The sequence below is a fragment of the Sulfuricurvum sp. genome, from assembly GCF_022759005.1.
Lineage (GTDB): Bacteria > Campylobacterota > Campylobacteria > Campylobacterales > Sulfurimonadaceae > Sulfuricurvum.
The window spans coordinates 1-14,306 of sequence record NZ_JAEMQA010000084.1 but is presented as its reverse complement, the minus strand read 5'-3'; the positions used below and the strand labels follow the sequence as shown (position 1 = coordinate 14,306).

The following is a 14,306-nucleotide window of genomic DNA, read 5'->3' as shown; positions in this document are numbered from 1 at the left end:
CACGAGATGGTCGTAAAATAAAAAGCAGCTCTCTGATTTAAGGGAGACGCAATACTTTGATATCTGCGCTGAGACGAAGGCGGGTAAAATAATCGTTAAGCACCTGATTACGTTTTTCTCCCATGATCATATTATCGATTTGAGGGCGTACTGAATCAACGTTCTCTGTTACGACATTGATTTTATCACGCATATAAAAGCTCATAAAACCGTTTTTTCCGTTCGGGAGGATTGGTCCGAAGCTCCCGTTAGGTATTTTGTTGAGAAGTTGTGCCAATTGAGGGTTGATTTTAGCGAACGGGATTGTTTCGTCTTTGCTTTCAATCGCTTCGATATGGCGCATCGGATCGGCAATCTTAGCTGCCAAAGCTTCTTGGGACGGAGAGACGTAGGTCGTTACCTCAAAGCTTTCGGGTCGTGAAAAATCGTCCAAATGGAGTTGATAGTATTCATTTTCCTCTTCAGCGCTCGGCTGAGACATTTTTGAAAATGCGATAGCACTATAAAGTTTTTGCCCTTTGATACTCTCTTCGATTTTGCCGCGAAGTTCTTTTTCGCTCAAGCCACGGACCGTCTGCATCGCATTTAAAAACTGCTCTTTAGAGAGGTTGTTTTGGGCTGCCATACGGGCTAATTCTTCATCAATCTCGGTGGAGCTCACCGTGATCTTTTTTTCTGCCGCTTCAAGCTGTTCGAGCTTTTTACGGATGAGGGTATCGGCGCTTTGGTTTGCGCCAGTTCCGCTTTGTTTCATCTCTTGCTGTACTTCATACAACGTAATGGGGCTGTTTTTGACGAGAACGGCGACACCGCCGATCGGGGCACTCCATAAAAAAGTGGCTAGTAATGCCGAAAGGGTGAATGAGCGCAATTGATACTCCTAAGTCAAAGTTTTCTATTTTACCCGCTTTTAACAAAGCCTTAACTAAAATTCCGACATTGTATCCACAAAGGATTAACCGATGATAGTTACCAGATTTGCCCCAAGCCCGACAGGGTATTTACATATAGGCGGTTTACGAACCGCTTTGCTCAACTATTTGTGGGCGCGCCGCAACGGCGGAAAATTTTTGCTCCGTATCGAAGATACCGATTTTAGCCGTAACGATGAAGCGGCCGCTCTTGCGATCGTCGAAGCGTTTAAATGGGTGGGATTGGAGCATGACGGAACGATCGAATATCAGTCCTCACGTTTGGCGATCTACCAAGAGTATGTCCAAAAGCTTCTTGACAGCGGCAAAGCGTATAAATGTTATATGACCCGTGAAGAACTCGATGCCTTGCGTGAAGAGCAGAGCGCTCGTAAAGAGCGACCGAAATACGACAACCGCTATCGCGATTTTACCGGAACTCCGCCGGAAGGACGTGAAGCGGTTATCCGTATCAAAGCGCCGTTAGAGGGGACGATTACCGTGCATGACGGGGTCAAAGGGGATGTGGTGTTTAATGTTGCTGACATCTTGGATGACTTCATTATTGCCCGCGCGGACGGGACGCCGACGTATAACTTTGTTGTCGCCGTCGATGATGCGCTGATGGGGGTAACTGATGTTATACGAGGCGACGATCACCTCTCCAATACCCCTAAACAGATGGTCGTGTATGAAGCGCTCGGGTTCCCGATACCGCGATTTTTCCATGTTCCGATGATTCACAATCACGAGGGGAAGAAGCTCTCAAAACGGGACGGTGCTACCGACGTCATGGCGTACAAAACGCTCGGATATACCCCTGAAGCGTTGCTCAACTTCTTGGTCCGTTTGGGATGGAGTCACGGCGATCAGGAGATTTTTTCGATGAAAGAGATGTTGGAGCTTTTCGATCCGAACGATATCAACCGCTCCGCATCGGTCTATAACGTCGAAAAACTCGACTGGCTCAATGCCCACTACATCAAAAATACCCCGAATGACAAATTGTGCGAACTGTTGGAGTTTCATGGGGTGATGCTGGTCAGCCACGATAAACGCGAAATTTTGCTTGATGCTCTCAAAGAGCGTTCCAAAACTCTCGTCGAGATGGCCGCTCAGATCAACGAGATTTTGGTACGTCCTGAGATGTTTGATGAAGCGGCACTCAAAAAAGGGTACAAAGAGGAATCCCCGATGATCCTCAAAACATTTGCCGAAGCGTTGCGCAATGCTTCCGAACTTCACTTGCCGAGCGACTACCACCATGTAATGGAAGAGGTGGTCGCAAAACTCGAAATCGGTTTCGGGAAAATCGGTCAGCCGCTCCGTATTGCCCTTATGGGGAAACTCTCAGGACCGGGACTCGATACGGTGATGGCGATTATCGGTGTTGATGAGACGTTGGCTCGTATCGAAGCGCTATTGAATCACTAATATCTAATCTTTGAAAGAGAGGGATTTAACCCCCTCCTTTTCGCCTCTCCCACAAATCGTTTATATCCTCTCGTTTCTTTCACCCCAACTTTGTAGCTGATAAATTTTAGATAATGGATAATTTGTGCAGGGGTAAGTCCACTTCGGCGAGACGCTTCCATCAGTATATAATAGGGAATTTTCACCTTTTTAGAAACAAACGCATGGCTAAGTCGGCGAAGGTCGTCGGTGTGATGATGGGTGCACAGCAGAGCAAAAACAAACGGCAAACCTGTCCGTTTATGCCAAAGTGCACCTAAATCGATATGCTCACCGCCACTGTAGTAGTAGCGTAACGCTTTGTCTCCGATCAGCACCTCTCCGTGAACGTCTAAAATCTGAGCCAAGAGATTGGAGGTTGCCGAATCCTCATCCGCTTTGTCCGCATTGGGAAGTGAAAGGACGCTCAGCACTTCGCGCTGTGCGACGATTCCGACTCCGAAGTGGTAGCAATTTTTGGCAGTGATACTGGAGATAAACGCCGCATCGATTCGCCGCATGGCAAACTCACGGTTGAGCGCCGAGGGGACCCCTTTATGGTAATGGAGGCTTTGGTGAAATCGGGTGCTCCTCGTATAGCGTTTAATAAAAACATGAAACGGCAAAAGGTTTATAAAATCAATTTTTCCGAAAATCACACCTAATCCTCTTTAAACTTCTGCCTTGATAGAGGCAAGCTTTAGTGCCTTGTGCTGCAAGGGTAGCCAAAGGGATGTATCCCTTTGGCGTTAAAATATGAATGTATTATACTAACCCATAGCTAACAAGGGATTGTTATTGATCATTCGCTATAATTTATCCAATTTAACTACGGAAATTATTATGGTGACAATCGAATTTTTAGGACCGATCCAAAAGGCTCCGCTCACATTGGACGCCGCATCGTTGCATGATATTGCTGAAGTATTGAAACACGATAGCGAAATGGCACAGTGGATCGAAAACTGCGCGGTAGCCGTCAACGATACGTTGGTATCGACTCTCGATACGCCTCTCAAAGACGGAGATAAAGTATCGCTTCTTCCTCCGGTGTGCGGCGGATGAGTACGTTAGAGCTTTATGAGGGGGCATTGAACGTCCCCGAAATCATTACCCGCTGGTACGCGGAAGAGTCGCAATACAACTACGGTGCGTATATCCCTTTTATCGGTACGGTACGCGAAGAGGACGGTATTGAGGGATTGAGTTTCGATGTATATGAGCCGATTCTCTCTAGTTGGTTTGATGCATGGCAAACCAAGACAGAAGTTCTTGGTGCGAAGCTCAAAATGGCGCACAGTCGAGGGGATGTTTTGGTGCATGAAAGCTCCTATATTGCAGCGGTATTTTCGCCGAAGCGTCGTGTCGCATTGGAGACGATCGAGAAATTTGTCGAAGATTTTAAAGCTTCGGCTCCGATTTGGAAATACGATCTCAAAAACGGTGCGCGCCTTTATGCTGCGGATCGTTCAACAGCGATTGCGGGAGCGGGTATTTTGGGAGGAAAACGATGATTTCGTATGAGACCTCCCAAAATATGATCAGCCTCCTCAGTATCGGCAATGTCCGAAGCGAGCGTATTTTTCTCACCTCAGCATTGGGACGGATTTTAGCCGAAGACATCATTGCCGATGGCGACTATCCCCTTCATCCTACCTCTGCGATGGACGGGTACGCAATACTGCACAGTGATTTGGAAGTGTATGAATCGCTTGAAATCCTCGGGGATAATCCAGCCGGAGCCGATGAAATCGGAGGGGTGATGAGCGGTGCGTGTATCAAGACCTTTACCGGCTCCTTGATGCCCAAGGGTTCTGATACCCTTATACCGATTGAAAATGTCCGTGTCGATGGCTCCTCTATCATCATCGAAAAAGCGGTTCCGCACGGTTTTGCCGTTCGTCCGGTCGGCGAAAGCTACCGTGAGGGGGAAATCCTGATTCCGCGTGGGACAAAAATCGGATTTGCGCAGATCGGTGTATTGGCAGGGATCAACCGAGTTATGGTTCGTGTGGCTCAGCGCCCACGTGTTGCGATTATCGCAACGGGGAGTGAGATTCTCGACATTGGAGAGGTTGCGCGTCACGAGGGACAAATCCGAAGTTCTAACAGCTACACCCTCCAAGCGCTCGTCGATCAACTCGGCGGTGAGAGCGTTCAGATGGGGATTGTTGGAGATGACAAAACGGCGATTATGGAGCGGTTCGAAGAGGCGATCAGCTCGTGTGACATCGTAGTGAGTACGGGAGGGGTGAGTGTTGGCGATTACGATTTCGTCAAACACATCGTCCCGAAACTCGGTGCCGAAGTGATCTTCAAAGGGGTCAATATCAAACCGGGGCAGCATGTCATGGTGGCTCAGCGAGGTGAGAGCTTTATCGTCTCTCTACCGGGATTTGCCTACTCCTCTACCGTCACTTTTATCCTCTATGCCGCGCCGCTGATCGCACGGATGTTGGGGGTAGAAAGTCCTTACGAGGTGATTGAAGCGACGCTCAAAGTGCCGTTTGCCAAGCGTTCCAACAAAAGCGAATTTACGGCGTGCAATCTGAGCTTTGAAGAGGGGCGCTATTGGGTCGATTTTGAGGGGAAAAAGACGGGAAGCTCTGCGATTTTGACCAATCTACTCGGCAATGCGGGATTGATGATCTGCGGTGAAGAGGATGGGGATTTGGAAGTGGGGACATTGGTTCGCGTTATCAAATTTTAATCTCTGTCTTCTCCGTTCGCCCTGAGCCAGTCGAAGGGTGTTTTGTTTATGGTTTGACGAGCTCACCACGAACGAAGATTATTTCGCAATCTTCGCTTTAATCGCCTCTTCTTCGATCATATCTTTGCGGTATTTGACCGCAACGATCTGTTCGGTTTCATTGATAAACCACTCCGCGATATGCTCATGCTCCAAAGCGTTTAATTTCTCCATATCAACGTGATCTACTGGCATATAGAGGTGGGAATAGCGGTGCGGATTTTGCATTTTAAGTGTCCATAACAGCCATAATGTGCTGATAACGATCAACGCGATGGTGAACACTTCACGACTTGAGTATTGCAGTGCGATCCCTGCCGCCGCACCGCCGACAAACGTCATGAAATAGGCGAACCCGTTGGCGATACCGAGTGCCGCCCCCTTTTGGTGTACTTTGGCGTATTTGGAAATCATAGACTGAACCAACGGCTCCATCATATTAAACGCCATGAAAAAGCTCACTACTCCGACGATGAACTCCCACCCTTTGGTTGCAAATCCCATAAGGGTAAATGCGACGATGAACAATACGATGGAGATGAGGAAAATCTCGCGCGGCTTGTTGTACTTTTCTCCGAAAACGGCAGCGGGTCCCATCGCCAAAAGCCCCATCACCATTGCAGGGATAAATGCTTGCCAAAGATCTTTTTTATCCCATAAAAAGCCGTATTCAGGTTTGGTCAAAAAGATAGGGATGAGGACAAACGAAACGGTCATCAGCCCTTTTTGCATCCCGTTGGTGATGATCATGCTGAGCAAATTCGGATTCTTGAGAATATCTTTGGTGGTTGTGGTTGAGTGGTAGATATGGCGGATTTTCGGAGGGTTTGGAACATTCGTGAAAAGGACGATCATCGAGAGGATCGACAAAACAGCCGCGATCCAAAAAAGCGATGAAAACCCAAACCCAGCCGCAAGGACAGGTCCCAGAGCCATCGCCGCCGCAAAACTGATAGCGATCGTTCCCCCCATAAGTGCCATCGCATGACCCCGTTTTTCTTCATTCACGAGATCACTGATCATAGCGGGGATAACGGCACCGATCGCTCCGGCACCCTGTAAAAAGCGCCCTGCCATCAACGTATAAATATCGGTACTCACTGCACAGATGATTGAACCGATCAAGAAGATGACGAGACCGAGGAGCAGTGTCGGTTTGCGACCGATTTTGTCGCTCATGATCCCAAACGGTACTTGGAAAATTGCCTGTGTGAGGGCGTAGCCGCCGACGATGACACCGATGAGTAGAGGTGTAGCACCCTCTAGCCCCAGCGCATAGGCCGAGAGAACCGGAAGAACAAGAAAAAGACCGAAAAATCGAAGCGAAAGAATCGCCGAGAGGGGAAGAACTGTTTTAAACACCGTGCAACCTTAGATACGTTAAAATTTTCAACATTATATTACACCCTTAGATGAAACGTCGGGTAAACATTGAACGTTAAAGTCTACTGTAAGGAAAGCAATGAAAATCGTTTTGGCAACGTCAAACAAAGGGAAAGTTCGGGAGATTATCGAACTTTTGCACGATCGGGAGGTATTTCCCTATACCGATTTGATGGAGGGGTTCGAGATTATCGAAGACGGTGAGTCGTTTAAAACCAACGCCCTGATCAAAGCGCGTGCCGTTTACAATGCTTTGGGGGATAGAGAAGCGATTGTGGTTGCCGATGATAGCGGAATCAGTGTTGACGCGTTAGACGGGGCTCCGGGGATTTACAGTGCCCGTTATGCGGGTGAAGGGGTTAGCGATCGGGACAATTTGCTCAAACTGGTAGAGGCGCTAAAAACACAAAATCTCTCCACATCACCCGCCCACTATACGGCGGCGATCGCGATTGTCTCGCGGGAAGGGGAGAGTTGTGTTCACGGGTGGATGCACGGGGATGTTATCACGGAGTTGCGAGGCGAGAACGGTTTTGGATACGATCCGATTTTTTTCCCGAGCGGTTTTGAGCTTACGCTCGGAGAGTTGGACAATGATGTGAAAAAAGGGCTATCGCACCGATCCAAAGCGCTCGAGTTGGCGAAGATTTTGATCGATCAGATTAAGTTTTTACGTTCTCACGCCGGAAGCGTAGCTACAAAATAAAAGAAAATAACCCCGACGATAATGCGGTAAATTGCGAACGGGACGAAGGTGTGGCGACTGACGAAACCGACAAAGGCTTTGACGGTTACAAATGCAAACACAAATGCGGTGATAAACGCAATGATGAGCATCGACCAATCATCCACAACGAGTTCATGACGATGTTTGATTAGATCATAGGCGGTGGCGATAAACATGGTCGGAATTGCGAGGAGAAACGAAAACTCTGCCGCACTTTTACGGTTGAGTCCCATAAACAATCCGCCGATGAGGGTGGCGCCTGAGCGGCTTGTCCCTGGAACCATCGAGAGACTTTGGAAAAAGCCGATAGTAAACGCCTCTTTGATCGTAAGAGCACTGAGATCTTTCCCCTCATCGATCGCTTTGTCTCGACGAAAATACTCAATAATGAGAAAAATAACCCCTCCGGCGATCAGCATAATACTTACCGTCTCGACACCGAAGAGGGCTTTGATGTGTTTGTAGAACAAAAATCCCAGTGCTCCGGTTGGGAGAAATGCGACGGCGATTTTGAACCAGAGGGTTTTATCTTGCAAGAGGCGCTGGGCGTACAAAAATAAGACGGCGAGGATGCTTCCGAGTTGAATAGAGACTTCGAACGCTTTATGGGTGGCGGTCTGTTGCAGCCCTAAAAGCTGTGATGCGAGGATAAGGTGTCCGGTTGAAGAGATGGGCAAAAATTCGGTTACCCCTTCCAATGCGCCCAAAATCAGTGAGTCAAATAATGTCATAGAATCTCTTTTTAGCGGAATTCTAACACATGATTATTAACCTTAAACCTCTCCTAACCTCACATAGGGTAAAATTCGCGGATTTATGACACTTTCCCTCAAGGAATTTTTGAATGTTACTTTTTACCCCTGGACCAACTCCGGTACCTGAGTCCGTACGTATCGCTATGGCCGGTGAGACACTGCACCACCGAACTCCTGAATTTGAAGCGATTTTTGAGCGAACACGCGCATTGCTTTTTGAACTTCTCGGCATGGATGAGGTACTGATGCTCGCATCCTCCGGAACCGGTGCGATGGAGGGGGCGGTGATCAATTTGGCTCACTCCAAATTGCTTTCGATCAACTCGGGGAAATTCGGTGAGCGTTTCGGGAAAATCGCTGTTGCTCATGGGATTGCAAACGTTGAGATTAAGCACGAATGGGATACCCCGGCGAGTGTTGAAGAAGTTCAAGCAGCGTTGAATGCCAACCCTGACATCGATGCCATCGCGATCCAAATCTGCGAGAGTGCCGGCGGATTGCGCCACAGCGTTGAAGCGATTGCCGCAGCAGTCAAAGCGCACAACCCAGCCATCATGGTGATTGCGGACGGTATCACGGCGGTGGGCGTTGAGAAAATCGATGTGAGCAATATCGACTGTTTGATTTCAGGGAGCCAAAAAGCGTTGATGCTCCCTCCAGGGCTCGCGATTATGGGACTCTCCAATGCGGCTATTGAAAAGATCGGAAGTGGCAAAGGGTATTATTTCAACCTTGCGACCGAAATCAAAAACCAACGCAAAAATACGACGGCATGGACGGCGGCTACGACGATTACCATCGGTTTGGAATCGGTATTGAACCGTATCAAAGCCGAGGGCGGTTTGGATAAGCTTTATGCCGATACGGCTCGCCGCGCACGTGCGACCCGTGAAGCGATGAAGGCGATCGGTCTCTCCATCTATCCGACCAATCCTGCCGATTCGATGACGACGGTAGGGGATGCGGAAGCGAAAAAAATCCGTTCCACCCTCAAAGCGTTCGATGTCAACGTCGCGGGTGGGCAAGATCACATCAAAGATTCGATCTTCCGTATCAACCACATGGGGCTCATCGCTCCCTACGAAGCGTGTTGGGCAGCGAATGCGGTAGAATTGGCACTCGATAAAATGGGACGCAGAGCGTATGACGGAACCGCGAACCGTGTGTTTAACACCGCCTATTTCGGACTCTAATCTCATGGTATTTGAACACGAAATTCCCGAAGGCTCGAAGCTTTACTTTGCCGCGACGGCAAAGACCAAGCGGAATATTGAAACAAAAGCCAGCACGCTTTTAAGTGATGCCGGATTTGAAGAGATCATTACACCGCTGTTTTCGTACCATCAGCACATGAGTGTCTGTGATCAGCGTGAGCTTATCCGTGTCAATGACAGCGAAAACCACCCGATCAGCCTCCGTGCCGATTCGACGATTGACGTGGTTCGTATTCTCAATAAACGGCTTGGCGGTAATACGGAGCATAAAAAATGGTTCTATATTCAACCGGTGTATCGCTACCCTGCCGATGAGCAGTATCAAATCGGGGTCGAAATTATTGATGAGCCGAATTTATCGGTAGCGCTCGTACAAGCAACACGGATTTTAAATGAGCTAAAAATGGCTCCGTTGCTTCAAATCTCGAACATCAATATCCCTCGCATTTTGAGCGAAATATTGGATCTCACTTTGGACGATTTTCGCCATGTGAATATTGAGAAGTTTTTATCGCTTAAAATCGACTGGCTGACCCGTTTGGTCTATATGCAGCATGCGGAAGAAATTGATGCGGTTGTTACGATTGTTCCTGAAGCGTTAAAACCGGAATTACTCAAAATAAAAGAGCTCTGCGTTGGGTTGGAATATCCCAATATAGTCATTGCGCCGTTGTATTACGCTAAAATGCTCTATTATGATGAGCTGTTTTTCCGCGTTATTGAAGGCAACGAAGTGTACGCGATGGGCGGACGCTACAAAAGCGACGAGACCGTTTCGGTCGGTTTTGCAATTTACACCGATGCGTTGATTGACGCATTACGCCAATAAAAGATAGGATTGTTTATGAAAGCAGATTTGATTGTCGGTATCCAATGGGGAGATGAAGGAAAAGGGAAAATCGTCGATTTGCTCGCGCAGCGCTACGATTGTGTTGCCCGTTATCAGGGGGGACACAATGCGGGTCATACTATCGTTGTAGACGGTAAAACACACGCTCTTCATCTGATCCCCTCAGGAATTTTGAATCCAAAAGCGATCAATATCATCGGTAACGGTGTCGTTGTTTCTCCTGAAGCGTTGATCAAAGAGATGAAACAGTTTGATAATTTGCTCGGGCGTTTGTTCGTCTCTGAATCGGCACACATGATTTTGGGCTTTCATATTTTAATCGATCAAGCAAAAGAGAAACGTCGTGGTGAAAAAGCGATCGGTACGACAGGACGCGGTATCGGACCGGCGTACAGCGAAAAAATCGCTCGTGCTGGATTCCGTCTCGGTGAACTTCGTGACGTTGAAACTTTGAGTAACCGCATTATGGAGTATTTTGAGCAAAATAAAGCGATTTTTGATGCGTTGGAGATTGCTTTGCCGAGTCGTGCGGATTTGGTTGTGGAGCTGAACGGCTATGCTGAAAAATTGGTACCGTTTTTAGCCAATACAACCCAAATGGCATGGAAGCTTATGGATGATGAGAAAAAAATCCTCCTTGAGGGTGCACAGGGGACGATGCTCGACATCGACCACGGTACCTATCCCTACGTTACCAGCTCATCGACCATTTCTGCTGGAGCATGTACCGGTCTTGGGGTTAATCCCAAAGACATCGGCAAAGTGACGGGGATTGTCAAAGCATACTGCACCCGTGTCGGAAACGGACCGTTTCCGACGGAAGATCACGGTGAAGTGGGTGAGAGATTGCGCAAAATAGGGCATGAGTTTGGAACCTCTACCGGACGTCCTCGCCGTTGCGGATGGTTTGACGCCGTAGCATGCCGCTATGCGAGCCGATTGAACGGATGCGATGATCTATCCATCATGAAACTGGATGTATTAGACGGGTTTGAGACAATCGAAGTGTGTGTCGCATATGAAGTGAATGGCGAAGTGATTGATTATATGCCGCTTGATCTCGAAAACGTCAAACCGGTCTATAAAAGCTTCCCTGGATGGGATAAAACAGAGGGTGTTCGCCGTTTTGAAGATCTTCCGGTTACCGCGCAAGAGTATCTTCGCGCCCTTGAAGAGTTGACCCAAACCAAAATCGGCATGATCTCCACTTCTCCGGATCGAAACGACACGATTATTTTATAATTTTGAGGAGGCGCTATGGCAAAGTCGCGTTATGAGCCTTTGGTAAAACTAAAGAAAAAGGCTCTCGACACCGCTGAGCGTGCCCTCATTTCTGCAAACAATGCTCTTTCCTCTGCAACCGACAAACTCAATCAAGCCTACGATGAACTTTCACGCATGAGTTTGCCGACGCAGGGATCTGTCGGTGAATTTACCCAAGCCGCCGCTATGATTCATGCTCAGCATCAAACCATCGAAACGTATCAGCATACACTGCAAAGTGCGCAACACCAACAGTATCGGATGCGAGAGCGATTCAAAGAGGCGATGATCGACTTTGAAAAATTCAAATATTTGGAAGTACAAGAGATGAACATGAAACTTAAACATCTCAAACGCCAAGAAGATAAAATGATCGATGAGATCGGCATCATGGCTTATAAAAAAGAGGAACTATGAAGAAAATCGCTCTATTAACACTCGTAACATTCGCGTCACTCTATGGAGCGCAGGCAACGAAATCGTTTGAGTGTACCAAAATTTTTGAAGACCGTAAAAATGAGCTTTTGGTTGAGTTGGAGCGGATTGATGAACAAAAACAATCGCTTGATTCCCTCAAGCGGGCAACGGAAGATTTATTACGTAAAAAAGAGGCAATGGTTCAGGGTAAAGATCAAAAAGTAGATCAAAAGCTGGGTGAGATTAAAGCAAAAGAGGCTTCTATTAAAAAAATGTTAGATGAAAATAAAAAAGTGCTGGATGAAATCAAGCAGTTAAAGGCGGATAAAGTTTCTCAAACCTTTGCCAAAATGAAACCTGCCGCATCCGCACAAATCCTTTCTCAGATGTCCGCTTCGGATGCTTCAGATATTATGAGTACATTGAACTCAAAAGTTGTTGGACAAATATTGGCGAAGATGGATCCAAAAAAAGGGTCTGAAATTACCGAAAAATTGAGAAAAATACCGGAACCTCCTAAATAATTCGCTATTTCCTCTAAGCGATTTGAGAGGTATTTTTGGCTAAAATGCAAAAAATTTCACTCAGGGCTGGCAATGAAGGTTTCACTGACACACGTACCCCATATCGCGACGCGAATCGCTGTCGATCTTAGCCGCAGCGGATTGGTCACGATGACCAAAGGGCTTGAAAGTACCGCCAAAGAGGCTGAAAAGGTCTTAATCGCCAACATCAAACGAGAAATGGCACTCGAAGAAAAAGTCAAAGAGATCGTTAATGCCAATGAAGATCAAATCGATTTTTATCTTGCCGATGAACGTCAGCTCTTTTTCATGATTAAAAAGAAATTGGCACCGGAGTTCGGTGTTGTCCTCTCGTATGAAGATCGCTATTCCGATATTGCCCACCAAATCCTTAATGAACTGTATGAAGAAGATTTGATCAATTACGATGTGAGTGAAAACCGAATCAAAAATATCATTTACGATGCGATTACCGGATCGATTGCCGATACGAGCGAAATCGAATCTGCCGTATTCCAAAAGATCAAAAGCTATAAACGCAATTTGATCCCTGGAACAGACGAATATGAGATCGTATACGAAAAACTCTACAAAGATGAATTGCTACGACGGGGGATGGCATAATGTTACGCGACGCATGGATTTATCTCGAAAACGGTACCTATCTGAGTGCCAAAAGTTTCGGTGCCGATACGACAGCGGTCGGTGAAATCGTATTCAACACCTCTATGAGCGGATATCAGGAGATTATCACCGATCCATCGTATGCAGGACAGTTTGTCACGTTTACTATGCCGGAGATCGGGAATGTCGGTGTGAATGATGAAGATATGGAGAGCAGCAAAGCTCACTGCAAAGGGGTGCTTGTACGTCAATATCAATCTCAGTACTCCAGTTTCCGTGCTGAAGAGGCATTGCATACTTTTTTAGAAAAAAATGGAATTATCGGTATTTGCGATATCGATACCCGTTTTATTACAAAAATGCTCCGCACCGAAGGGGCGATGATGATGATCGCTTCAACAAAAGTGTCAGACAAAGACGAGCTCAAAGCGATGTTGGAGCGTTCCCCTCGTATCGAAGAGATTAACTACATCGAAGAGGTAAGTACTAAAACCGCGTATACTCATCGAAACGGTATTTATGATCCGTTCAACTTCCGCTATAACGATGCGCCTGCACCGAAAGCACGTATCGCGGCGATCGATTTCGGGGTAAAACGCAATATCCTTAACGAACTCACCGAAGCGGGCTTAGAAGTGGAAGTTCTCCCGAATACCTTTAGTGCGGATGCGTTGATTGCGCGATATGATGCGAAAGAGATAGACGGTGTTTTTCTCTCAAACGGCCCCGGAGATCCTTTGGTCTTAAAACGAGAACAAGATGAGATCAAAAAGCTCATTGCACGTAAAATACCTTTATTTGGAATTTGCTTAGGGCATCAGCTCCTTAGCATCGCGCACGGTTACGATACCCACAAACTCAAATTCGGGCATCACGGCGGAAATCATCCCGTGAAAAACGTTAAAACGGGGATGGTAGAGATTACTGCACAAAATCATAACTATAACGTCCCTGAAACAGTGCGCGAAATCGCTGAAGTGACGCATGTGAATCTGTTTGATAACACCATTGAAGGGTTACGCTACAATAGCGGCCATGTTTTTTCGGTGCAACACCATCCTGAATCGAGTCCGGGACCAAAAGAGAGCCGATATATTTTCGGTGAATTTCTTCAACTTCTACAACGTCAATAAAACGGCTTTGGATGACCAAAGCCGTTTAAATTCTCTCTTAAAGTACAAAAGTGTTACTTTTCTTCCCTAGATCCTGTAAATAAACTTAAATTAATCGTTGAGTTTCAATATAGCTAAAAACATTTAATAATTTAAGATTCCTTAAATACTCCGATTGCTATCATTAGAGTGTCTAATAGCCTACTTTTGTTACAAAAGTGTTAAGGGCATCTTTGATTTCACAATTTTTGCGAAGTCAGAGGTGCCCTAATAGGCTCTTATGCTTTGAATCTTTAAGGAGGTCGTAAATGGAGAATCGTCCATT

The 14,306-nt window shown here is 46.8% G+C and carries 16 protein-coding genes; 12 read left to right on the top strand and 4 right to left on the bottom strand.

Features of this window, described 5'->3' with window-relative positions; genetic code table 11:
* Positions 1-37: 37 nt before the first annotated feature.
* Positions 38-871, bottom strand: coding sequence for a peptidylprolyl isomerase (locus tag JHC35_RS05520; protein WP_295042813.1), 834 nt, complete (start codon positions 869-871; stop codon positions 38-40).
* A gap of 91 nt (positions 872-962) precedes the next feature.
* Here JHC35_RS05520 and gltX point away from each other — a divergent pair, with 91 nt between their 5' ends.
* Positions 963-2,345: a glutamate--tRNA ligase gene (gene gltX / locus JHC35_RS05515; RefSeq protein ID WP_295042811.1), complete on the top strand. Its 1,383-nt coding sequence runs from the start codon at positions 963-965 to the stop codon at positions 2,343-2,345.
* Here gltX and JHC35_RS05510 read toward each other — a convergent pair.
* Positions 2,342-3,022, bottom strand: coding sequence for an MqnA/MqnD/SBP family protein (locus tag JHC35_RS05510; protein ID WP_295042809.1), 681 nt, complete (start codon positions 3,020-3,022; stop codon positions 2,342-2,344). The genes gltX and JHC35_RS05510 overlap by 4 nt on opposite strands.
* A 184-nt stretch (positions 3,023-3,206) precedes the next feature.
* Here JHC35_RS05510 and JHC35_RS05505 point away from each other — a divergent pair, with 184 nt between their 5' ends.
* The 3 genes from JHC35_RS05505 to JHC35_RS05495 are packed head-to-tail and all read left to right on the top strand — an operon-like array spanning position 3,207 to position 5,073.
* Positions 3,207-3,428, top strand: coding sequence for a MoaD/ThiS family protein (locus JHC35_RS05505; protein ID WP_295042807.1), 222 nt, complete (start codon positions 3,207-3,209; stop codon positions 3,426-3,428).
* Positions 3,425-3,877, top strand: coding sequence for a molybdenum cofactor biosynthesis protein MoaE (locus JHC35_RS05500; RefSeq protein WP_295042805.1), 453 nt, complete (start codon positions 3,425-3,427; stop codon positions 3,875-3,877). The genes JHC35_RS05505 and JHC35_RS05500 overlap by 4 nt, the downstream gene beginning before the upstream one ends.
* Complete coding sequence (locus JHC35_RS05495) at positions 3,874-5,073, top strand: molybdopterin molybdotransferase MoeA (protein WP_295042803.1); 1,200 nt, start codon at positions 3,874-3,876, stop codon at positions 5,071-5,073. Before JHC35_RS05500 ends, JHC35_RS05495 begins: the two co-directional genes overlap by 4 nt.
* Positions 5,074-5,151: 78 nt before the next feature.
* Here the strand turns inward: JHC35_RS05495 and JHC35_RS05490 are convergent, their stop codons facing one another.
* On the bottom strand, positions 5,152-6,474 hold the full coding sequence (locus JHC35_RS05490) for an MFS transporter (protein ID WP_295042801.1): 1,323 nt from the start codon (positions 6,472-6,474) through the stop codon (positions 5,152-5,154).
* Positions 6,475-6,574: 100 nt separating this feature from the next.
* On the opposite strand from JHC35_RS05490, the gene rdgB reads away from it, so the two are divergent.
* Positions 6,575-7,201: an RdgB/HAM1 family non-canonical purine NTP pyrophosphatase gene (gene rdgB / locus JHC35_RS05485; protein WP_295042799.1), complete on the top strand. Its 627-nt coding sequence runs from the start codon at positions 6,575-6,577 to the stop codon at positions 7,199-7,201.
* Here rdgB and JHC35_RS05480 read toward each other — a convergent pair.
* Entirely contained in the window at positions 7,174-7,953 is a 780-nt protein-coding gene (locus JHC35_RS05480; protein ID WP_295042797.1) for an undecaprenyl-diphosphate phosphatase, read from the bottom strand. The two genes, rdgB and JHC35_RS05480, sit on opposite strands and share 28 nt — an antisense overlap.
* A gap of 113 nt (positions 7,954-8,066) precedes the next feature.
* On the opposite strand from JHC35_RS05480, the gene JHC35_RS05475 reads away from it, so the two are divergent.
* The 7 genes from JHC35_RS05475 (at position 8,067) to carA (ending at position 14,002) form a co-directional block, all read left to right on the top strand.
* Positions 8,067-9,170 (top strand): aminotransferase class V-fold PLP-dependent enzyme, encoded by a 1,104-nt coding sequence (locus tag JHC35_RS05475; RefSeq protein ID WP_295042795.1) that lies wholly within the window; start codon positions 8,067-8,069, stop codon positions 9,168-9,170.
* Positions 9,171-9,174: 4 nt separating this feature from the next.
* Positions 9,175-10,020 carry an ATP phosphoribosyltransferase regulatory subunit gene (locus tag JHC35_RS05470; protein WP_295042793.1) on the top strand — a complete coding sequence of 282 codons (846 nt, stop codon included), beginning with the start codon at positions 9,175-9,177 and terminating at the stop codon, positions 10,018-10,020.
* Between the two features lie 15 nt (positions 10,021-10,035).
* Entirely contained in the window at positions 10,036-11,283 is a 1,248-nt protein-coding gene (locus JHC35_RS05465; protein WP_295042791.1) for an adenylosuccinate synthase, read from the top strand.
* Between the two features lie 15 nt (positions 11,284-11,298).
* Complete coding sequence (locus JHC35_RS05460) at positions 11,299-11,721, top strand: flagellar export protein FliJ (protein WP_295042789.1); 423 nt, start codon at positions 11,299-11,301, stop codon at positions 11,719-11,721.
* On the top strand, positions 11,718-12,245 hold the full coding sequence (locus JHC35_RS05455) for a PDP protein (RefSeq protein WP_295042787.1): 528 nt from the start codon (positions 11,718-11,720) through the stop codon (positions 12,243-12,245). Before JHC35_RS05460 ends, JHC35_RS05455 begins: the two co-directional genes overlap by 4 nt.
* 72 nt (positions 12,246-12,317) lie before the next feature.
* Positions 12,318-12,869 (top strand): DUF507 family protein, encoded by a 552-nt coding sequence (locus JHC35_RS05450; RefSeq protein WP_295042785.1) that lies wholly within the window; start codon positions 12,318-12,320, stop codon positions 12,867-12,869.
* Positions 12,869-14,002: a glutamine-hydrolyzing carbamoyl-phosphate synthase small subunit gene (gene carA / locus JHC35_RS05445; protein ID WP_295042783.1), complete on the top strand. Its 1,134-nt coding sequence runs from the start codon at positions 12,869-12,871 to the stop codon at positions 14,000-14,002. The genes JHC35_RS05450 and carA overlap by 1 nt, the downstream gene beginning before the upstream one ends.
* Positions 14,003-14,306 lie beyond the last annotated feature (304 nt).